Consider the following 22,926-nt stretch of genomic DNA (forward strand, 5'->3'; position numbering starts at 1 on the left):
ACCTAGATTTAACTTTCGAAACCTTTCATTATTTGTTTTATTAATCATTATGCATAAAAAAGCCCAAACAGCAGCCATGCTATTTGGGCCTAAATAAAACGAGAAATTATTTACATTACTGCGCGTCTTTAGCATTAGCTTCAAGAAATGCCATTACCTCTTCTCGCTCTAATGGGTTTAACCCAGCACGAGGAAACATACTTTTGGTAATACCATGCCATTGCGATTTAGTGTACTGCTTCGGATCTTTTGCGGAATGACACATAGTACAACGTTGATAAAATAGAGCTTCACCAACACTCTGTTTTGTTTCACTTGAACTTGTATTTGCTTCACCAAGAGTTGTATTAACTTTATCGACACGAATATCACTGTCTACCGTCACTGTTCTTGGAGGTTCGAAAGCCAAATTGGATGACTCAGGATCTCGACAGCGCTGAATATAAGCTAAACAGGTATTGGCACTGTTTGCCTGACTTAAATCACTGCATGCTTGGCTTGATGTTAATACATTAATAGAACCACTATTACAGCGACCTTGACTATCAAATTGCAGCCAAGCCCCCTCTTCTAAACTGATGACTCCGGGCATGATCTGATCAGATACTTTTGCACCCGCAATAACACGTCCTCGTTCATTGTATATTTCCACTAACTGTCCTGAACGAATACCGTGTTTTTGTGCATCTATGTCATTAATCAGTACATACTGACGTCCTTGAACACTTTCATATTTACGAACTTCTGTATTAGCCAATTGCGAGTGTAATCGCATATAAGGGTGAGGGCTCACAACATGAACTTGGTTTGGTTTTGCGTTCCCTAAATATTCAAACGGTTCTAAAAATGTCGGCATTGGTGGACAATTTTTTACATCAAAATTTGCAATATCTTGGCAGTAAAGCTCTATTTTTCCTGATGTGGTATGCAAAGGATGCTTATCTGGATCTTGATAAAAATCACCATGTCTTACCCACTGATTTGCCTCTTGAGGTACAGGTAATAAGGCGACTCCATTTTTCCAAAACTCATCAAATGATAAAGTTGCTGATGAGGCGTGATAAGCACGTTTCAAAATATCATCAAACGCTAAACCATCTGTAAATTTCTCTTCAACATTGAATATCTCGGCTAATTTACGAAAGATTTCGAAATCATCAAGACTTTCACCGTAAGGTTTAATGACCTGACGCATAGCATAGATTTTATCGTTACTGTACGTACCACCAGAAGAAAGATCATTACGCTCTAACGTACTGGTTGCAGGCAATACAATATCGGCATATCGAGAAGAAGCACACCACCATGGGTCTTGGCAGACAAACGTTTCAACTTTTTCATTAAGTGCATTAATAAGTTCATTCGTATCTTGCTGATGAGAAAGAAGATTATTACCTGCGTTATACACCATTTTGACATCCGGATACGTGTATTCAATACCATCTCTAGTAAAGGTTTTTCCTGGATTCATCAACATTTCAGAAATACGAGATGCAGGACAAATCGCACTCACCGGATTTTTACCTTGAGATAAGCCAATAGGAAGTGTTTTCCCTGATTGTGGCATACCACCATTACCATAATGCCAACTAAAACCAACCCCTTCTCCCGGCTTACCAATTTTGCCTAGCATGGCGGCAAAGTTAATGATCGCCCAATGGATCATTTCACCATGATCGGCTCTTTGTAATGACCAACCCGCCGCAAATTGGGTTTTACTGGTTGCGAATCGAATAGCCATTTTTTGAATATCCTCAGCAGGAATCCCCGTGATCTTTGCAGCCCATTCTGGTGATTTTACAATGCCATCATTTTTTCCCATTAAATGGTTGATGTATTTGTCAGCCCCTACGGTATAACGATCCAAATAAGCGGTATCATGAAGATCGTTGACATAAACATGCTGTGCCATAGCTAAAAATAAAGCGGTGTCTGTATTTGGAACAATTTTCACCCACTCTGCATCCAATTCATCATCGGTACGGGTCTGTTGTGGGTTAATTGAAATAAACTGAATGCCATTTTCAGCAAACTGCTTCCAATGAGAATACATTTGGTGATCCGCAACGCGAAATTCAATGCGGTTGTTTTTCCAAGGATCACAGCCTATCAATACAAAGATTTCTGTGTTCTCTTGAATTACAGGCCATGCGGTTTGTGGCGAGTATACTTCCATATCACCAATAACATGAGGAAGAATAACTTGCGAGGCACCACCAGAATAGTCACCCGTTGTCGTACTTTGTCCGCCAATTAAATTAAAAAATCGCCCTTGTAATACTTGAGGGCGCATTAAACCAGCATGCGACCATCCACCATAAGAGCTACTGAAAATAGCTTCATTACCATGTTCTGTTGCAGTAGTTTGAATTGCATCAGCAACCAAAGATAAAGCGGTATCCCAGCTAACTCGCACAAATGGTTCTTTACCGCGCAAGTGTGGTTTCGTATCCCCTTTTGGATCGGCTAAATAGGAAGCCCTTACCATCGGGTATTTAACGCGAGTTTTATCATAAACTCGACCGATTAAACCTTCTGTCAGCATTTCGGTAGGCATAGCATCGAGCTCTTTACGAGGTTGAATACCAACAAGAACACCCGCTTTTACAATCGCGTTAAATGGTCCCCAATGGCTAGCATGAGGAATGACTTCTACATCCTCATCATCAAAAAATTTAGAAGCGGGATAAACCATTAAACCACCACCCGCAACAATAGCAGTCGCAATGGAGGTTTTTAAAAAAGTACGTCGAGAAAGAGTCATAATGCATTCCGTATTTTTAGTCTATTTATCACTTATCAATAGTGAATAAATCCTTAACAGATGCATTCTAAACCTATAAAGATTCATTTTATATGCACATTCTAAATAAATAAGAATATACATAACTTAAAACAGAACCATTCTTACACGTTATCTACCATTTCTTATATTTTAAAAGATTTTAACTTCTATTTTCATGAAAGATTGAATTTTAAAAGAATGATTCCATTTTTGATGAGTAACAAGTTACCCCTTTTCTTAATAAATTATTCTTTGGTCTGTTGGCCCGTCCGGTTATTTTCTCTATTGTTTGCTCCCATCGAGATGGTGCAAGTAATCGTCTACTAAGCGGAGATTGATCTTGAGTATATTCATTTTTAAATATAGCTATCACTTCTTGAGTTTCATATACACCCAGAACTTTCAGATTAATAGCAGAAATATCTAACTCAAAATTGTCTTGCTCAATTGCTAGTGGGACTTCTTCAGCTTGCCAAAGATTAATTTTTTCACCACAAAACAAAGCGATATTCAATGCTCTTAATGACCATAAACTACTAGCAGGGCCACTGTAGTTATCAACTAAACGAACATCTTCATCAAACAACCCTTGTGTGGGTAACCCAGCTTTTAACGCACCGTTACTAATAAAGTATTTCAAGTTACAATGAAAAGCTCTTTTCGCTTCACCAATCGTTATTTTGTCGCTTTGTAGATCCACAGCAGCTAATAATGGAGCAGCAGCAGCTAAGCGATAACAGGCACTACGCCCAAAAAAAGGGAATCCTTCTTTACCAAAGAAATAACGATAATTGCCAACAAAATCAGATAATGCACTCTTTATAAAAGTAGAATCAAAATCAACATCGATTTGAGTAAACCAATACAAACTGTAATGAAAAGCCCACGCATTATAGTAGTCGTAATTTCCTTTTGCTCCATCACGAAACCATCCATCACCGACATAAAACTCTTTTACTCTTTCGTATTTTTCATATTGAACTTCATCTTCACCGGTTAACGCTTTCAATACGAGTTGCACGGTAAGTACAAACAAATGCCAATTATTATCCACGGTTTCACACTGGTTAACCTGTTTAAACCAGGTTACGATTTGATGCTTTTCATCGATTGAAAAACAATCCCAAACCCACTCTTTGCTCATCCATAGTGCCAGTGCTAAATCTGCACTTTCACAGACTCTTTGATCACAATGATGTAGCTTTCCCCAGTAGCCTTTATGTTGTGGGTTAGTTCCTGCTAAAAAGGCTTTACGTAAAACCTCTGGTACTAATATGGGTTGTTGGTTTAACCCAGTAATAATCGTATTAGATTTTCCGTTAGCGTGTAACCATGCAGCTAATGTTGGTAACGTTCGACTCGTTCCTTCCAATGCATCAGTTCTGGCTGTTTGTTGACTTGGTCTTCCCGGATAATAAGCATGGCTATGATCCCATACTGAATAATGAATAAAAGCTTCTGCAATATAGCTAACAATAGAATCACAGTGATATTTTAAATTGACTCTTTTATCCATAAATACATTTTTTATGTACTTATCATGTTGAGTATAGAGTGACTTTTTATTTGCAAATCTGATGATATTTTCTTTCATCGATTTTAAATAGGTCAGCGCATTTGGATTCTCATAAGCAATTGTTGGGCGTACCGTTTCTCTTATTTTCTTGGGCTGATATCGCAACGTTTGTGGTTCAATTTCTACCTTCATTATTTATTGTCCTTTCAAAACGAAAAAAGCCACAAAACACGGTGGTCATGTGGCTTAGAAAAAACGTTAACTTAGTCTTTTGCTGATTCAGTTAAGATTTGGTAACGATCTTGGCCCCAAGCAACTGGTTTTGGTTTATCTTTAATCCAGTTATAGAAAGCATTTTTCATCTCTTTCACTTTTTCAGGGTATTTTTTAGCTAAATCAATCGACTCTGAAGGATCTTCTTTATCATTAAATAGCTTCACCTTATTTGAACCATCATCATAGAAATACAACGCCCAATCTTGATCACGAATCGCCCATGAGCCTTTAGACAGTTTTTCTAAATTTGGGTTATTCGGAATTGTATTGGTTTCATAAGTGATCCACTTCCAGTAGCCATACCAGAACGCATCATTTTCTTCACTGTAATGTTTCGCTCCAGGACCTGCCCAATATAAGTATTGGTGAGGTGATGTTTCCGTCTTCCCTTCTAAAACAGGCATAATGTTTTTACCATCCACCTGCATATCTTCAGGAATATCAATGCCTGCTGCAGCTAGAGCCGTTGGTAAAATATCCAATGCTGAGATCAGTGAATCGCTTTCACCACCAGCAGGAATGTGTTTTGGCCAATAAGCGACAAATGGGACTCTGACACCACCGTTATACATTTGCCCTTTAAAGCCTTTATCCATTCCATTCATTGGCATTGGCGACTCATGAACTGCACCGTTATCAGACAAGAAGAAGATGATAGTATTATCTAACTCTCCTTTCTTCTCTAAGTTATCCATGATAATACCAAGGCTTTCATCTGCTGCATTAATTGCCGCAAAATACTTGTCCGCCTCAACATTACCAGTATTAAATCTATCCATGTATTTTGCAGGGGACGCTTCTTCTAATGGAATATGAGGCACGCTGAATGCGAGGTTAACAAAGAAAGGTTTGTCACCACTTTCATCAATAAACTTCAGTGCTTGATCGGTTAAATTATGCGTTAAATAACCCGGTGCAGAAATGTTTTTACCATTTTTCCAAATAGCGGGAGAATCCCATAATGCAGCACCTGATGCATAAAAACTGTATGAATAATCAAAGCCACGCTCTTCTGGGCCATAGCCTTTTGGCGTTACTGTGATTTGGTTATCATGATAATCACGAGTTCGCTTATCTTCATCAACCAAATTCTTGCCTTTAATCTTGGCATTATGCCATTTACCAATTGTCGCTGTTCGATAACCATTTTCTTGGAAAAGTGCTGGCAATAATTTGATATCTAAAGGGATACCCAATTTTGCATCATCATTACTGTATGTACCAAAACTGGTTGGATGACGGCCAGTAAAAATCCCTGCACGAGATGGGCCACAAACAGGGTGTGCCACAAATGCGTTAGTCATTTTAACGCCATTTGCAGCCAATTTTTCAACATTTGGCATCGCTCGCTGAGCGGCGTCGATCATTTTATCTAAATCCCCCTGATAACGGACAGGGACAGAGCGCTTAGCTAATTCAGACTTATCCAAACTGTCTAGGGCAAAATTAAGTTGGCCCGTGCCTAAATCATCCATAACGACAAGTAATACGTTAGGTTGATCAGCATTGTGATTTGCAGCATAAGAAAGCGAAGGTGCAGCTACACAGGCAGCAGCAACTAGGCTTGCAATTACTGTCTTCTTCGATGAGGACAGGTTCATTGTTTACTCCTTGTTATTATTTTCAATTTATCGTGTTGCGTTAAATACGTAGGGTATTTTTAATCAGAGGTACGGCATCAATCGCGGTTCCTCCTTGTTGAATGGCTTGAGACATTAAATGCATGGCAGGTGCGGTTTGCGTAAAAATTTGCTGATAAGATTTACAAAGATAATTGTGCTTATGCTTTTCTCCATCAAGAGAAACGAGGCGATGTTTAGGGCAACCACCATGACATAAACGATACACATCACACACTTCACATTGACCAGTTAACTTAAGGGATTTCGCGGAACCAAAACGCTTCTGTTGTTTACTTGTTGCCATTTGAGCTAATGTCGTTTGCTCAATATTCCCTAATTTATTTGCCGGATAAACATAATGATCACAAGAATAAACATCACCATTTGCTTCTATTACCATGGCTTGCCCACACTCTTTCGATTGCACACAAGTAGAAGCCGGGTATCCCATCCAACTGCCTAAAATACTATCGAAAATACGAACAAAAATCTGACCGACATCTTCTTTAATCCATTGATTAAAAACAGCCATCATAAACTGCCCATAACCATCAGCAGACACACTAAAATGAGTTAACTCTGCATCTTGTGAGGGAGAATAATGTCCATTTGTTGATTGCTGACAATTCGCATTAACTTCAACAATTGGAATAAATTGCATATGAGTTGAACCTAACTCTTTTAATGCTTGATACGTTTCTTTACCACGTTGCAAATTTTGATCGTTAATCACCGTTAATGTATTAAACTCAACCTTGTACTCTTTTAATAATTCAAGTGCTCGCTTCACTCGCTCAAACGTTGGTTTACCATTAACTGAAATACGATATTTATCATGAACCTCAGCAATGCCATCAATAGAAACACCAAGCAGAAAATTGTGTTGAGAAAAGAACTCTGCCCATTGACGATTAATGGCAACAGCATTGGTTTGAAAGCTATTCGTAATCGTTTTACCTTCAGCGTACTGCTGCTGATATTTCACTGCATTTCGATAAAAATCTAAGCCAGCTAGTGTTGGTTCACCCCCCTGCCAAGAGAAATCAACCTCTTGCCCTTGATGTGAGCGGATATAATCACGCACATAACGCTTTAACATTCCATTAGACATATTTTCACTTGGCTCAGATGTCGTCTTATTCACCACACCATCTTTTTCTAAGTAGAAGCAGTAATCGCATTTTAAGTTGCAATGAAAACTGGTTGGTTTTGCCATCATATGAAAAGCAGCATGTTGTGCATTAGAAGCCATAACGATCCCTATCGAAAGTATTTGAAAGCAAGAGCAACAATACACGAAAGTAAATTAAGATTTAAAGATCGACATCACAAACAAACGAAAGAAAACAAAAATAAATAATTTGCGATATTGATCGATAAATAACCAATTCATTTTCGTTAACCTACGAACGTAAAATATCGAAAGTGATTTTGCATCTTACAAATTCATTAATATTTAAAGGGAACCAATTATGTATATGATCAAAAAACATCGTTTGAATACGATTGCTCTCTCTATGTGATTTCTATTTACGGGGAACGCTTACGCTGCAAAAAATACCCAAACACCACAATATTTACCGAGTGATTTTGAGCAAGTAAGAGAAAACTGGGCTGAAAATTATTTAGGCGATCCCGCTATCACGTTTGATCAAACGCTAAAAAATATGGTGGCCAGCACCAATAACTCAGCGCAAAAACATTGGGATAGCATGACACCACAACCAAACGCTTCTGGAATTTGGAATGATTTACCATTAATAGATAAAGATACGACACTCGGTCCTAATATACGCAGCTCCTATCAACGTTTATTTACCATGGCAAAGGCTTATCGTTTACGTGATGGCAATTTAGAAAATAATCAATTAATGCTAAATGACATCATGACTGCCATGAACTACATAAATCAAAATTTCTACTTTGTTAATCAATTAGAATATGGCAATTGGTGGCAATGGGAATTGGCAATTCCAAAAGATATTCATAACATTTTAGTGCTACTTTTTGATGATATTAAAGACAATTACCAAACCATTATAACCAGTCACCTTAATGCCACTCGCTATTTCACTCCAGACCCAACTCACTTAGGAGTCAGTCCTGGTGCTGCTGAATCAACGAATCCTAACTATCGAGAATCCACTGGCGGCAATCGAACCGACAACGCTCAAGTTGTGCTTATTCGTGGCATGCTTGAAAACAACAGCGAAGAAATCAGCCAAGCCATTGCGGCTCTTCCTGCAGTTATTGAATATGTGAGCGAAGGGGATGGCTATTACACTGATGGGTCATTCTTACAACACTCTGATATTGCCTATAACGGTACATATGGCAATGTATTACTTGGTGGTTTAGGCATTCAAATGAACGCGGTTGCAGGCTCACCGTGGAGTATGGATAGCCAAACTATTAGCGCCGTTTACAATATCATTAACCAATCGTATGAACCTTTGCTGTATAAAGGAGCAATGATGGATATGGTTAATGGTCGCTCTATTTCTCGAAGCGCTGAACAAAATCATGATGTTGGGTTAAATATTGTCAACTCTATGTTGTTCTATACCAATGGACCAGATAGCGATAAGAATAAACAACTGTCATCACTGATCAAAACCCAAATAACCGATGATACTTATCGAAACTTCTTTGATAAAATTTACTATGTATCCACGTATCAGGCTGCTCAGCATATTGTTAATGATCCAACGGTTTCGCTTAAAGATCCTCTGATTGGTAACTTTAGCTACCCTTCAATGGACCGTGTTGTGCACCGTAGAAATGATTGGGCTTTCGCTTTAGCGATGCACTCATATCGTATTGGTAACTACGAATGCATGAATGGTGAAAACCTTAAAGGCTGGTTCACTGGCGATGGCATGACCTATTTATATAACGATCAACTTGATCATTACACAGGATATTGGCCAACCGTTAATGCATCTCGTATGCCGGGAACAACGGTTGATAGTCAAATCATGGCTGATTGTAGTGGTGAACGTGTAGGTGGAAATATAAATACCAATATGCAATGGGTTGGTAGTACTTCATTAAACAACTATGGGATTGCTGGTATGCAATTTTATAATTGGAGTGACACACTAAGTGCCTATAAATCTTGGTTTATGTTTGATAATGAAGTCGTCATGCTTGGATCTAACATTAAAGACCAAAGCAATGGAAATAACATAACTACGATTGAAAACAGAAAGCGTTTAGCAGATACGAAATTATTTATTGATGGTACAGAGCAAGCAACATTACCATATCAAGGTGCACCAACTACATTTAGCATTCGTAATAAAACACTCGCTAACAGCGACTTAAGCTATGTTATGTTAACGCCTAAAACCATATCAATAAGCCAAAATGATGTAGATGGTAATTGGAGTGATATTGGCAATAGCAAAGGCGATGTTTCAGACTCGTACTTACAAGCGACATTAACTCAGGTAGATCAGGCAGATTATCAATATGCCCTACTTCCTAATCAAAACAATGATACTGTACAAAACTACGCTCAACATCCTGATGTCACCGTTCTACGCCAAGATGAACAAGCACACGCGGTACAAGAGAACACCTTAAATATCATTGCTGCAAATAATTGGAAAAGTAGTCCCGTTAATATCACAGACAATATTACACTGAACTCAATGATGGGCTTTATGTTTAAAGAAGAAAGTTCAAATACGTTCACTGTTGCAGTTAGTGAACCAATTCAGACTATCGATAGCGTAAACTTTACCTTTGATAAACAAGGTATTGTAATTAAAGGAGATATTGAAAACCGTGTAGTACTAAATGGCACAACACTTACCATTAATACCTCTGGTTTACAGGGACAGTCTTATTCTTTCCAAGTAACGACTCAGGATTAAGGTTTATACAATAAAAAAGCCGATCACATGATCGGCTTTTTTTATTCGACATTTCTGAGAAATATTTATGCAGCTAACTTCGCAACCTCTGTTGCTGCAAGCATGAAAGCGCCCGCACCATAATCGATGTTATGCTCAAACTTAACGTCACGTGGATTAAAAGCAGGTAGCTGCACCCAACCAATCATGCCGTTATCGTGAATACATTCAAGTAAGGCTGCCCACGCTTTTTCGATAACTGGTAAGTAAGTTTCTTTATCTAACTCACCAGTATTAACGCCCCATGCTAAACCATAACAAAACAGAGCGGTTGCACTGCTTTCAGGTGCAGGAAAATTTTCAGGAGCTAATAAGCTAGTACGCCAAAAACCATCGTCTTGCTGATATTTAATTACTTCAGCCGCTAAGTGCGTAAATAGAGTAATGTATTCTGAACGATTCATATAGTCTTCAGGCATATTCGCTAGAATACGAGGAACCGATGCTAATACCCATCCAATACCACGACTCCAAAAGACTTTATTGCCGTTTTCTTCTCGTAACTCTTCACCATTTCCATTTGGAATATAACGATAGTCACGATAATACAAACCCGTTTCTGTATCTAATAAATGTTCAGCTGAATCCCAAAAAGCAGTATTCATGTAATCCAAGTATTTTGAATCACCAGTTTGCTTTGATAGCGCAACAAAAGCGGGTGGCGCCATAAATAATGAATCACACCACCACCAATCTTTACGGCCTAACTCTGGCTCATTCACCATAATATCAAGTGCTTTAACGGTTGGCTCTAAGGCTTCAGGTTGATTAAATTCAGGATAAATATCGAGGTACGCTTGGCAACAAACATGGTCATCAGCAAAACGAGCATTAGGTCCTGTTCTGAATCCAGTATGTAGAGCGTAATTTTTTACGCCATCCAGATATTCAGTGTCTCCCGTCGCTTTCCATGCAGCGGCAGTGCACGACCAAAAAACACCACGTTCCCAATCAGTATCTTTAATAAAACGGGTTTTGCCGCTGCGTCTTACTACACTTCTTGTTTGGTTTTCAGCTTGGTAACGATAAACTCGCTTCATCGCTTGTAATACGTCTTGCTTTGTTCCTAATGTCATTTTGCTGTTCCTTCTATACTTTAGATTAACGAGCTAACCAGCCACCATCAACCGCAATCGTATAACCATTAATATAGTCACTTGCAGGCGATGCTAGGAAGATTGCAGGTCCTTCAAGATCAGAAGGTAGTCCCCAACGATTTGCAGGAATACGCTCTAGAATCGCAGCATTTCGATCTTCATCTGCACGCAATGCTGCCGTATTATCCGTTGCCATGTAACCCGGAGCAATCGCATTAACATTGATATTATGTTCTGCAAGCTCAGTCGCTAGAGCACGAGTTAACCCCATAACCGCTGATTTACTTGCGGTATAAGAAGGAACGCGGATCCCACCTTGATATGACAACATAGAAGCAATATTGATGATTTTGCCGCCATTTCCTTGCTTAACAAATTGCTTAGCGACTTTCTGAGAAAGGAAGAATAACGTTTTTTGGTTAATATTAATTACGTCATCCCAATCTTGTTCTGAGAATTTGAGTAAATCTTCACGACGAATAATACCTGCATTATTAATTAAGATATCAACGTGTCCCATCACCTCAACTGCTTCAGCAACCAGCTCTTCTAACCCTTCTTGCTTCATTAGGTTCGCAGTAATGTAATGGAATTTACGACCTAATGCTTTCACTTGTTCTTCAGTTTCGGGAGCGGCTTGATGACCAACACCAACAATATCTGCGCCCGCTTTAGCTAAACCAAGTGCCATACCTTGACCAAGACCTGTATTACACCCTGTAACAATGGCAACTTTGCCTGTTAAATCAAAAAGTTTCATGTTCGTTCCTACTATTCTTGATATATGCTGCCGATCGATACCAGCAACATAACAATATAATTAAAATGACTATTTAATGTCTGTCATTGCTACATGGTCCATATCATGGAAAGTTTGGTTTTCACCAACCATGCCCCAAATAAACGTATATGACGATGTACCAACGCCTGAATGAATAGACCAACTAGGGCTAATAACGGCTTGTTCATTTCGAACAACCATATGACGTGTCTCTTGAGGCTCGCCCATGTAATGGAAAACAATGTTGTCGTCTTTCATATCAAAGTATAAATACACTTCCATACGACGTTCATGAGTATGGCAAGGCATAGTATTCCATAGGCTACCAGGAGCTAGTTCTGTCATTCCCATTAATAGTTGGCAAGTTGGTAATACTGATGGATGCAAGTATTTGTAAATAGTTCGAACGTTGCAGTTTTCTTGATTACCCAATGTTTCAGGAGAGGCTTCTTCACGTGTAATTTTACGAGTTGGATAAGCATGATGTGCTGGCGCGCAATTTAAATAAAAACGAGCAGGGTCTTGTTGATCAACGCTTTCAAAACTGATCTCTTCAGCTCCCATACCCACATACATGGCTTCACGAGCAGCAATATCATAAGTCACACCATCAACAATCACTCGGCCAGCTTGCCCAATATTAATAATGCCTAGTTCACGGCGTTGTAAAAAGAAATCCACACCAATTTCTTTTCCACCTTCAAATGGAACACTTTCTGATGTAGGTACAACACCACCAACAATAATGCGGTCAATGTGACTGTATGTAAGAGTAATTTGGTTTTCTTGAAACATCCCTTCAATAAGGAATTGTTCACGCAATCCAGCTGTATCTAACTGCTTTGCGTGATCGCTATGAATCGGTTGACGAATTTCCATTTTAAACCTCTAAAACATTGTTTTGTGTTATAGCTATCTAAATAATTCATTTTAAAATGTTTATTTAGATAGCTATGAATCTTTAATAAAAATGACGAGAGTTAATAAACCCACTTACCTTTAATCATGGTGTTCTGAACAGCGAAATCTTGATTTACCACCACAAAGCTTGCTTCCATTTCTGGTGCAATGCTTCCTAAGCGATCATCAATGCCTAAATATTTGGCAGGAACCAATGTTGCCATTTGCACCGCCTCCCATTCAGGTACTTCACTTAGCTGAATCATATTTCTTAACGCACTATCTAAACTGCATGTGCTTCCAGCAAGCGAACCACATTTTGTTCTCGCTTCCCCTTTAGCTACAGTGATGGTTTGTGCACCAAGTTGGTACTCACCATCCTCTAAACCACCAGCTCGCATGCAGTCCGTAATAAGTGCAATTTGCTGATACCCTTTCATGCGATAAGCGAGCTGCATCATTACAGGATGAACATGCACACCATCAGCAATTAATTCAGCAAGCATGTCATGATACAAAACAGCCCCTGTACAACCGGGTTCTCTATGATGTAAACCACGCATACCATTAAACAAATGAACACCACAATCAGCACCTAATTGATGTGCTTGGGTAACTTGATCAAACGTCGAATCTGTATGAGCGACAGAGGTTTTGATGTTTTGACTTTGCAGCCATTGAATAGCTTCCATTGCACCATCAGCTTCAGGTGCTATCGCTACTCGTAATAGTGAATGCGCCGCTACGTCATAAAGTTCTTCTAACTCTTGAATGCTTGGTGATTTTAAATAAGCGGTTGGATGTGAACCTCGATGCACTTCTGTAAAATATGGACCTTCTAAAAAGCTACCTAATAGTTCAGCACCACATTGTTGAGGTTTATCTAACCACGTTTTTACAGTACTGATAGAGCTCACAATACTATCCCAAGGTGCCGTTACCGTTGTTCCAACCCAAGCAACAACCCCCGTTTGAAGCAAAGCATCAGAAATGGTTTGCAATGCTTTTGGCGTCGCGTCCATAACATCAGCGCCTGCTCGCCCATGGATATGGATGTCGATAAACCCCGGCAACAAGGTTTTTCCTTCTAATGGTAAAATCTCGCAATCTGTTGGTTCACATTCTGTTATTGCTTCTATTTTTCCATCATTCACAATAACGTAATGATGTTCTTTAATGCCATCAGCAACAAACACACGTTGTGGATATAAAGCGTAACGCATATTACAGCCCATCTTCACATTCAGGTTCTGGTTCCATGAACAACTCAAGCTGTAATCGCATGTCTTGCATACATGAAGAGCCTATTTCTAATAACGTCGTTACTAATTCTTTTACTGTTGTATCATCACGTTCAAATGCTGCATTTGCTATCATTGGTAGGTTTGCACCACCAATCAACTCAACATTTTCAGTATCCATTAAAATGGTTAAGGCACGATTTGCAGGTGAACCGCCAGGAATATCAGTTAAGAAAAGTACCCCTTCACCGGAATCAACACGCTTTGCAGCAGCTCGTAAGGCTTGCTCTAATTCATCTGTCGACATAGATTCAACAAAATCGACAAACTCCATTTGTTCTTGCTCACCAGCAATGGCTTTTACTGCTGACTCAACCCCTGTAGCAAAATTAATATGGCCTGAAACTACAATACCAATCATGATTTAATCCTTGTTACCAATGCTTTTATAATGCTTTGAAATTAAGGGGATGGGAGAATCCCCTTATACAACTTCATTTCTTTTTGTGTTACAAAATACCTAGGTAGTGACCAATAACACCACCGGCTAACGTTGAGAAAATCAACACAGGGGGTTTTGCCCAAAAACCAGTACCTTTCACCATTTTCAACATAAAGAACACCAATGCTAGTGGCAAAATATTAGGCATTATCTTGTCAAACAGTGCGGTTTGAAGTTCAACGACTTTCCCTCCAAGCTCAAGGGATAAGGTAGTTTGAACTTTAATAAAGGATGCCGACAATGCACCAATAACAAAGATACCCATGATATTCGCCGCTTTGGCTAATTTCTCAGTCGCATCGCTCATGTTAACCATGGCTGCAGTACCGGCTTTATATCCCATAAACATCAAACCGAAGTACACAAAGAAGTGCACAATTTGATACAGAATGAAGAAGACAAACGGTCCTGCAATAGAGCCTTGCATTGCAATTGATGCACCTAATGCCAACGTTAACGGCATTAGAGTCATATGGTCGATTGCATCACCAATACCACCAGTAGGTCCCATACCCGCTACTTTCATTACATTCACTGTAGACGGTTTTTCTTTGTTCTCTTCCATTGCAATGGCAGTACCTAACAAGAAAGTAAACAGTTTAGGACTCGCATTAAAGAACTGGAGGTGGTTCTTAGTTGCCGTTGCTAAATCACGTTTGTTATTACCATGAATCTTCTTCAATGCAGGAACAATTGAGTAAGCAAAGCCACCACCTTGCATACGTTCGAAGTTAAAGTTCCCTTCCATGAACAGACCACGAATCGCACATTTCCAAAGATCTTTTTTCGAGATAACTTTACGAACTTCTTTGTCTTGATATTCATCAATACCATCAACCAAACTCTTAGGATTCGCCACTTGAGTGCCTTGATACTCATCAATGCCGTCAATTAGAGCATTTGGGTTTTCTGTTTTAGATACCATCTTCAAAATCCTCAAATTCTTGATTTGAATTTTTGTTTCCATTTCCACTAAAGAAGTAATATAGAGCGGCTGCTGACGCCCCTAAAATTGCCACAGCCATGATCGGAAGCTGTAAATACGTTGTCATTACAAAACCGATAAAGAACACACCCGCCACTTCTTTTGACCACATGATTTTCAATAGCATTGCAAAACCAATTGCAGGAACCATTTTCGCGCCAATGCCTAATCCTTCTAGCAGTGTTTTAGGTGCGTTGGCATCAATCCAAGCTGCGCCATGTTCACCAAAATAGACGGTCAAGAAGGCAATCACCGCGTAGAGCATTGAGCGCATCGTAATGGTCGAAAGTAAGAGAAAATCAATGCCGTTCGTATTCGCTTCTTCGGCATATTTATCTGCTTTACCCATGGTAAATGAGGTCATAGCAAAGAAACCGATAACAAGCATTTGCATTAATACTGCGATAGGCATACCAACACCCATAGCAACTTCTGGTGATTGCCCTGTCATTACGGCAAATGCAACAGCAGCAATCGTACCCATAGTTACATCTGGTGGCTGTGCCCCAGCATTAGGCACTAAGCCTAACCATGCGAGTTCCAGTGTTGCACCAGCGATTAAACCAATTTGCATATCGCCCATAATTAGACCGACAACAGGTCCAGTGATAAGTGGTCTATGGATATTCAACGCGACATCGTATTTATCGATACCGCAGAAGAATGCCCACACTGCCACTAAACTTGCTTCAAATAACATAAGTACCTACCTAGGCTGCTGTTTTTGCTAGTTCAAGAACGTTAATTGGTGTTTGATCTGGTGTATTTTGAATCGTGCATGTCACGCCCTTTTCCACCATTTTTTCAAACGCTAAAATATCGGTTTTATCTACTGAAACGGTTTTCGCTATTTGACGTTTGCCATCGTGGTAATGCATATTGCCTACATTACAATGAGTAATTGGAACACCACCTTCTACCAAACGAGCGACATCAGTAGGGTTGTTACATAAGATAAAAATCTTCTGTTTTGGTGATGCTTTATGAATAACATCAATGGTTTTTTGAATTGAAAAAAAACGCACTGCATATTCACCACCAGCAGAGGCTTTCATTCCAGCTTGCATAAACGCAGCATTAGGGCCTTCAGCGGCATCATCATTAGCAACAAGAATCAAATTAGCTTCAGAATGTTTTCCCCAAGTAATTCGAATTTGTCCATGCAGTAAACGCTCATCAATACGCGTCCAAACGATTTGTGGTCCAGTCATAATATTTCCCTGCTTTAATCTTTATTATTAAAAGTATGAATATTGACGCCTTGAACAACACGATTAACTTCACCTGTAGGGCACGGGTTGTCAGGAGTATTTCCTAGTGCAACAGAACGATGGAATGCGTAAGCTTGAGCAAACAACATGTAAGGAAACAGCAACTCAACATCTGACGCGTTTTCCATCATAGGTACACGAATTACATTTTCATCTGCAACTACATCATTAAGTTGAGCGGTAATTGCGATAACTTTTTTAGCAATATTGTCACGACGAAGTTCAGCTAAAAGATCTAAATCGTATTGACGGGTGTATGGGTCATTAGAAATGAAAACAACAATCATGGTTTCATTATTAACAATGGACTTTGGACCATGACGAAAGCCAAGTGGAGAATCAAAACAAGCAACAACTTTACCCGCTGTTAGTTCTAATAATTTCAAAGCAGACTCTTGTGCTAATCCTTTCAAACCACCGCTACCTAAATAAATAACCCTACTAAAATCATGGGAAGCAGTATCTCTGACATTGGAATTAATTTCTTTGATCAACTCCTCAGAACACTTACAAATACTTTCGATTCCTTTCGAATTGTTATTTTTGTGCGTTAAAACAGAAAAACAAGCTAAAGTCATTGACGAAAAACTAGAGGTCATTGCGAATGACTTATCATTAGTTTCTTCTGGCATCAATAACACAAGGGCGTTCTCTTGATGTTGAAATTGAGTAAATAACGCCCCTTCACCATTGCAAGTTAGAATAAGATGATGACAGTTGGATAAACATTGATTGGCTAGATCGACTGCCGCAACACTTTCTGGACTATTACCTGAGCGAGCAAAAGAGACCAATAACGTAGGAATATCTTCTGCAAAATATTCTGCCGGATTAGAGACAAGATCAGTCGTTGAAATCGCTTCTACACGTTGTCGTAATACTTTTGATAATGTAGGAGCAACCGCTTGTCCTGCGAATGCTGAAGTGCCTGCCCCCGTTAATATAATTCGACGTTCAGAGTATGTATTCCACTTATCCATAAACGCTGAAATGTCTACAATATTGTCTTGAATAATTAAATCGGTTCCACGCCAACTTGTTGGTTGTTGAGTAATTTCTTTCGCAGTCCAAAAACCAGAAAGCGTTTCTAATTCTGATTCTGAGTAACCAAGGTAGTGATTCATAATACAACGCCTTCTTCTTTATTTTGTTTGCAAGCCTTCGCATAGCTACGAAGTGTTTGACGGATCTTATCGAGAACAAGCTCTTTAGGTTCTAAACTCAATTGGCCTTCACGAACCGAACGAAATTGAGATGATAAATGTTGGCTAAGTAATGGAAGCGGAATGCCATTACGAGATAAATTAGTGAACAGGGTATTCTGCGCCTGATTGATCTTTTCATCTGGCCAGTAATAGCGAATGCGATCGCTAAAGCTGTAACTACGAGAGAAACGTTGTTGTGCTTCATTACCTTGGTAATAGGGTTGCCAATATTCTGGAGAGTCACACATTTCTTTTTCGATATGTTCACGTAAATCTGAACAATGGGCTTTTGGTATTAATTGCTCTTCAATATCGCATAGATTGTATAACGCTTCACGCAAAGCAAAAGTAAGCGCAGGACCTACTTTCAAAATAGCAAAATGATCTCTTACAAGGGCTTGATACGCTTTATCTGTTTGATAATCCGTAGAGTGCGCTTCAAAAACCATGTGCTCAAAGTCATCAACCACTTTACTTAGTTCAGTGGCTTCTTCTGATCGATAATCAATCACACCTGTATGATCAAATTCAACACCAGGCTGTACAACTAAACCAACCACACGTTGCCAACAATCAGCGACGCCAACTCGTTCAAATGCAAATTGATGAGATTGAATGGTTTTTCTTGCTGCCTCTGGTGAGGTTACTTGAAGTGTATCTAACTCTTCTGCTGCACCACCTGGTACCGGAACTTCTGTACCAATAACATAAACAAGATCACTATGACCAAAAGAAGAAATTGCGGTTTCTTCAGCGATTTTAGCCAATCTAGCGGCACGTTCGGCGACGATTTCATCAGATAATGGCGTAGGATCATCTGCACAAGACATGCTGCAATCTAGGTGGATCTTCTTAAAACCAGCAGCGACATAAGCGGCAATAAGATCATCAGCATTCACCATTGCTTCTTCAGCCGGTAGTTTCTGCCAACGATTTGGACCAAGGTGATCGCCACCAAGAATGAGTTTTTCGATTGGAAAATTGAGTGATTTTGCTAGCTGTAATACAAAGTCTCGAAAATCAGCTGGCTTCATTCCTGTATAGCCGCCAAATTGATCAACTTGATTAGAAGTTGCTTCAATTAGTAGCAAGGAGTCATCACTTAAAGCTTGAGAAAGCGCCGCTTCGATAACTAACGGATGAGCAGAACAAACCGAATAAATTCCGTTTTGGTCACCCGCTTTATGACGCTGTACAAGATGTTGAAAGGTGTTCATTTACTAACTCCATACTGCATCCGAATGCAGCTATGGAGTTAGGTCGGTTACTTTTCTTTTTCGACGATGATTACTTCAACTTTCATTTCTCGAAGACCTTGTAGGTACTCTTCAGGAATATCAGAATCAGTAACTAAGATATCAATATTTCCGAATTCCCTGATCATATGACAACTGCGTTTACCAAATTTGGTTGAATCTGCAACTGCGATCACTTGCTCTGAAATATCACACATAAGTCGGTTAAGGCTTGCTTCTTGCTCATTATGTGTAGTGATACCCGATCTCAAATCAAAGCCATCAACACCTAAAAACACTTTATCGAAACGATAATTTTTTAAGCTAGCTTCAGCTTGAGAGCCAGAAAAAGAGAGAGCTTTCTTACGAAGAACTCCACCCGACATCAGTACTTCTATACCAGAAGCTGATGCTAATTCCATAGCTACATCCAGACCATTAGTCATGACTACCGCTTGCTCTAACGACTTTAAGTTAGATGCAATTTCTCGCGTAGTCGTACCAGAATCCAGAATAACGGTGTCACCATTTTCAATCAGCTGTGCTGCTGCGTAACCAATAGAAGACTTTGTTCCAATATTTTGATGACGCTTTTCATGAACCGTAAGTTCAGCAATCACACCAGTATTTGGAATAGCCGCTCCATGAGAACGAACAACATACCCATTCTTTTCTAAAAAGCTCAGGTCACTGCGAATAGTGACACTAGAGACATCAAATCGTGCAGCAAGGTCCTCAACACGTGCTTTACCATCTTGGTTAACCACGTTTACGATTTCCATGCGCCTTTCGACAGCACTCATCATTTTTTACTTGTCTCCTTAAATCAACGAAATCTCTTTCGTTTGATTTCGAATTAACCTTACACCTAAAAATTATTCCTACAATATGGAAGTATGAAACTTTTGATCTCTTTCACATTCTTTCGATAATCTTCGCTTTGTTTTTATCTTACGTTGTTTTTCGTATTTCTTCATATATTACTCTTTGAAAGCAAAAATACCAAATAAATCCCATAGTTAATGCGACTTGCCTTTCATTTATCTTTATATCTGCAAAAAAAGAAAATAGTGCACGGTTAAAAATCCATCAGCACTCTCAGGTTTTGTGATCACTAACACAGCAAGTTAACTTTCGATCACTTACGATCCGCAAGCTTTCGAAGAAAAATAAACAATAACGAAAACCCTACACTTCAATTTAGTAAGGAGACTCAATGTCTATTACACGTAGAGACATATTGAAAGGTGCAGCCGCAACAGGAGCTATTGCTGCAACATCAGTATTGTCTGGTTGCCAAAAAACAGGCTCAGCTAACTCAATGGCCGACTTGGCACACAAGATTAAACGTCCAAATTTGTTAATCATATTTCCAGACGAAATGAGAGCACAAGCTCTTGGTTTTATGGGAGAAGACCCATCTCTAACGCCAAATTTAAATCGATTTGCTAAGGATAGTGCCGTTCTTAAACAAGCTGTATCTAATTTTCCGTTATGTACTCCATTTCGTGGAATGTTGATGACCGGCCAATACCCTTACCGTAATGGGATTCAGGGAAATAGTCATACAGCCACACCAGGAATGTTTGGCGGTAAAGATTTCGGTATTGAATTAAAAAAGAATCAATCTACATGGTCTGATATTTTAAGCCAACAAGGCTACAGCATGGGTTATATCGGTAAATGGCATTTAGATGCACCAGAAGCCCCTTTTGTTCCGAGTTATAACAATCCAATGGAAGGTCGTTATTGGAATGACTGGACAGCACCAGATCGTCGTCATGGTTTTGATTTTTGGTATTCATACGGAACCTATGATAAGCATTTAACACCAACGTATTGGACGAACGATACACCTCGTGATAGGCCTCTTCATATCAATCAATGGAGTCCTGAACATGAAGCTGACATAGCCATTAAATATTTGCGTAATGATGGGGGCAGCTATCGTGATAACGACAAGCCATTTACGCTTGTCGTCTCTATGAACCCTCCTCACTCTCCTTACGACCAAGTGCCTCAAAAGTATCTTGATCGATTTAAAGATAACTCAAGATCTTTAAACTCTCGTCCAAACGTTCAATGGGATAAAGAATATTTAGAAGGATATGGACCCGAATATTTCAAAGAATACATGGCGATGGTCAATGGTGTTGATGAACAATTTGGTCGCATCGTCGATGAACTAGATGCCTTAAATCTTGCGAAAGATACTTTAGTTGTTTTCTTCTCCGATCACGGCTGCTGTATGGGTTCAAATGGCAACCCGACCAAAAATGTACATTATGAAGAAGCGATGCGAATTCCAATGATGTTCCGCTGGCCGGGGAAAATTGCTCCAAAATCTGATGATCTTCTTTTTTCAGCACCTGATATCTACCCAACCCTATTTGGATTAATGGGTATGGACGATTTAATTCCAGATACCGTAGAAGGTACTGATTTCTCAAAAACAGTTAAAAGTGAAACTGGCGATATTAAACCCACCTCTCAATTTTATACCTTTATGCCTTATGGCGGGCAATCTTATGGTCGTCGTGGAATTCGAAATAAGCAATACACACTGATGATTGATAGAAAAATAGGCAAACCATTAACTTATGTTCTTCATGATAATCAAGTAGATCCTTATCAAATGAAAAACATTGCCGAACAACAACCCGAACTCATTTCTCAATTAATTCAGAACGAACTCATGCCTTGGCTTGAGCATACTGGTGACCCATGGCGTCCAACAGAAGTACCCAAAAACACAGCCAATGCGTACACCTAAATACATATTTAAACAGTAACAATAAACACAAATTCAAGATTTAGCAGTGAAACACCCATAACAATAAATAGGGAATATTATGAAACAATCTTATAAAGTTATTATCGCTTCTGGTTTAGCAATATTTGCAACACAAACCCTAGCCAATGACTATAAAACAACAGTGGAATATCGCCATGAATATAAAGATGGCAATAATAAGCATGCAGACAGAGTTAAAATGTTCTTAGATACAGGGAAGAATATCGGCTTTGAATTGGATGCAAGATACAACAATAAAGATCAAGACCAAATGTACGATGAAATGAGTATGAATGGTTCAGAACTTTCGATTTTTTACTACGATAAAATAGCAGAAAACACGACAGGCCTATTGGGTTCATCTCTCGATTTTAATCCAGATGGTTTAGTGTATGTTCCATATGTTCGTGTAAACCACTCTTTCGATAATGGTTTTAGAGCACAAGCACGTTATAAATGGAAAATCTGGGATTACACACAAACTAACGCAGCAGGCGAAAAATACACATCGAAAATCCAAGAGCTAGATACATGGCTTGGCTACAATACGGGGAAATGGGATTTCCAATATGAGTTCCAAATTTGGAATGAAACCGATGATGATGCAAAACCTCAATTTGATAATGAAAGCTACGACTATCTCCACAATTTCCGCATCATGTATAGCTTCGTTAATCCAGATGGCACTAAATGGCGCCCATTTGTTGAAGTGGGTAATGTACGCCAAGACAGCTACAGCGATAACCGTCAAACTCGTTACCGTGTTGGTATCAAATATACATGGTAATTACTGACT

18 protein-coding genes and 1 pseudogene are annotated in these 22,926 nt (G+C 39.2%); 4 read left to right on the forward strand and 15 right to left on the reverse strand.

Features of this window, described 5'->3' with window-relative positions; translation table 11 throughout:
- Positions 1–115 precede the first annotated feature (115 nt).
- The 4 genes from GNP81_RS14860 to GNP81_RS14875 form a co-directional block, all read right to left on the reverse strand.
- A complete protein-coding gene (locus GNP81_RS14860; protein WP_155673911.1) occupies positions 116–2,764 on the reverse strand; it encodes a molybdopterin-dependent oxidoreductase in 2,649 nt (882 codons plus the stop codon).
- Positions 2,765–2,975: 211 nt separating this feature from the next.
- On the reverse strand, positions 2,976–4,493 hold the full coding sequence (locus GNP81_RS14865; RefSeq protein WP_155673912.1) for a DUF2264 domain-containing protein: 1,518 nt from the start codon (positions 4,491–4,493) through the stop codon (positions 2,976–2,978).
- 71 nt (positions 4,494–4,564) lie between these two features.
- Complete coding sequence (locus GNP81_RS14870; protein WP_155673913.1) at positions 4,565–6,178, reverse strand: sulfatase family protein; 1,614 nt, start codon at positions 6,176–6,178, stop codon at positions 4,565–4,567.
- Between the two features lie 40 nt (positions 6,179–6,218).
- Entirely contained in the window at positions 6,219–7,451 is a 1,233-nt protein-coding gene (locus GNP81_RS14875) for an anaerobic sulfatase maturase (protein ID WP_155663358.1), read from the reverse strand.
- A gap of 370 nt (positions 7,452–7,821) precedes the next feature.
- Between GNP81_RS14875 and GNP81_RS19475 the strand changes: the two are divergent.
- A pseudogene (locus GNP81_RS19475) lies at positions 7,822–8,805 on the forward strand (polysaccharide lyase 8 family protein); the annotation flags it as partial.
- Positions 8,806–8,955: 150 nt separating this feature from the next.
- Entirely contained in the window at positions 8,956–10,080 is a 1,125-nt protein-coding gene (locus tag GNP81_RS19480) for a polysaccharide lyase family 8 super-sandwich domain-containing protein (RefSeq protein ID WP_272870224.1), read from the forward strand.
- Positions 10,081–10,145: 65 nt separating this feature from the next.
- On the opposite strand, the gene GNP81_RS14885 is transcribed toward GNP81_RS19480, so the two are convergent.
- From GNP81_RS14885 to agaR, 11 genes are all read right to left on the reverse strand, one after another.
- Positions 10,146–11,195, reverse strand: coding sequence for a glycoside hydrolase family 88/105 protein (locus GNP81_RS14885; RefSeq protein WP_155673914.1), 1,050 nt, complete (start codon positions 11,193–11,195; stop codon positions 10,146–10,148).
- Positions 11,196–11,220: 25 nt separating this feature from the next.
- Positions 11,221–11,976 (reverse strand): 2-dehydro-3-deoxy-D-gluconate 5-dehydrogenase KduD, encoded by a 756-nt coding sequence (kduD, locus tag GNP81_RS14890; protein WP_005423608.1) that lies wholly within the window; start codon positions 11,974–11,976, stop codon positions 11,221–11,223.
- Between the two features lie 69 nt (positions 11,977–12,045).
- Positions 12,046–12,876, reverse strand: a complete 831-nt coding sequence (gene kduI / locus GNP81_RS14895) for a 5-dehydro-4-deoxy-D-glucuronate isomerase (RefSeq protein ID WP_005423611.1) — start codon at positions 12,874–12,876, stop codon at positions 12,046–12,048.
- A 101-nt stretch (positions 12,877–12,977) separates the two neighbouring features.
- The gene (gene nagA / locus GNP81_RS14900) at positions 12,978–14,120 is read right to left on the reverse strand and encodes an N-acetylglucosamine-6-phosphate deacetylase (RefSeq protein WP_155673915.1); all 1,143 of its coding nucleotides are present in this window, start codon (positions 14,118–14,120) and stop codon (positions 12,978–12,980) included.
- A 1-nt stretch (position 14,121) separates the two neighbouring features.
- Positions 14,122–14,559, reverse strand: coding sequence for a PTS galactosamine/N-acetylgalactosamine transporter subunit IIA (gene agaF / locus GNP81_RS14905; protein WP_005423615.1), 438 nt, complete (start codon positions 14,557–14,559; stop codon positions 14,122–14,124).
- 88 nt (positions 14,560–14,647) lie between these two features.
- Positions 14,648–15,565 carry a PTS system mannose/fructose/sorbose family transporter subunit IID gene (locus tag GNP81_RS14910; RefSeq protein WP_012535167.1) on the reverse strand — a complete coding sequence of 306 codons (918 nt, stop codon included), beginning with the start codon at positions 15,563–15,565 and terminating at the stop codon, positions 14,648–14,650.
- Entirely contained in the window at positions 15,555–16,325 is a 771-nt protein-coding gene (agaW, locus tag GNP81_RS14915; protein ID WP_005423624.1) for a PTS N-acetylgalactosamine transporter subunit IIC, read from the reverse strand. Before agaW ends, GNP81_RS14910 begins: the two co-directional genes overlap by 11 nt.
- 10 nt (positions 16,326–16,335) lie before the next feature.
- On the reverse strand, positions 16,336–16,836 hold the full coding sequence (gene agaV / locus GNP81_RS14920) for a PTS N-acetylgalactosamine transporter subunit IIB (protein ID WP_065621504.1): 501 nt from the start codon (positions 16,834–16,836) through the stop codon (positions 16,336–16,338).
- Between the two features lie 14 nt (positions 16,837–16,850).
- The gene (locus tag GNP81_RS14925; RefSeq protein WP_155673037.1) at positions 16,851–18,020 is read right to left on the reverse strand and encodes an SIS domain-containing protein; all 1,170 of its coding nucleotides are present in this window, start codon (positions 18,018–18,020) and stop codon (positions 16,851–16,853) included.
- The gene (kbaZ, locus tag GNP81_RS14930; RefSeq protein WP_155673036.1) at positions 18,017–19,318 is read right to left on the reverse strand and encodes a tagatose-bisphosphate aldolase subunit KbaZ; all 1,302 of its coding nucleotides are present in this window, start codon (positions 19,316–19,318) and stop codon (positions 18,017–18,019) included. Before kbaZ ends, GNP81_RS14925 begins: the two co-directional genes overlap by 4 nt.
- Before the next feature lie 47 nt (positions 19,319–19,365).
- A complete protein-coding gene (gene agaR / locus GNP81_RS14935; protein WP_005423633.1) occupies positions 19,366–20,142 on the reverse strand; it encodes a transcriptional repressor AgaR in 777 nt (258 codons plus the stop codon).
- Positions 20,143–20,552: 410 nt separating this feature from the next.
- On the opposite strand from agaR, the gene GNP81_RS14940 reads away from it, so the two are divergent.
- Both GNP81_RS14940 and GNP81_RS14945 read left to right on the forward strand, forming a co-directional pair.
- Positions 20,553–22,109, forward strand: a complete 1,557-nt coding sequence (locus GNP81_RS14940; protein WP_155673916.1) for a sulfatase family protein — start codon at positions 20,553–20,555, stop codon at positions 22,107–22,109.
- 79 nt (positions 22,110–22,188) lie between these two features.
- Entirely contained in the window at positions 22,189–22,917 is a 729-nt protein-coding gene (locus GNP81_RS14945; RefSeq protein ID WP_105064166.1) for an oligogalacturonate-specific porin KdgM family protein, read from the forward strand.
- The last annotated feature ends 9 nt before the right edge of the window (positions 22,918–22,926 follow it).

Origin of the sequence: Aliivibrio fischeri (assembly GCF_009727955.1) — a bacterium.
Classification (GTDB): Bacteria; Pseudomonadota; Gammaproteobacteria; order Enterobacterales; family Vibrionaceae; genus Aliivibrio; species Aliivibrio fischeri_A.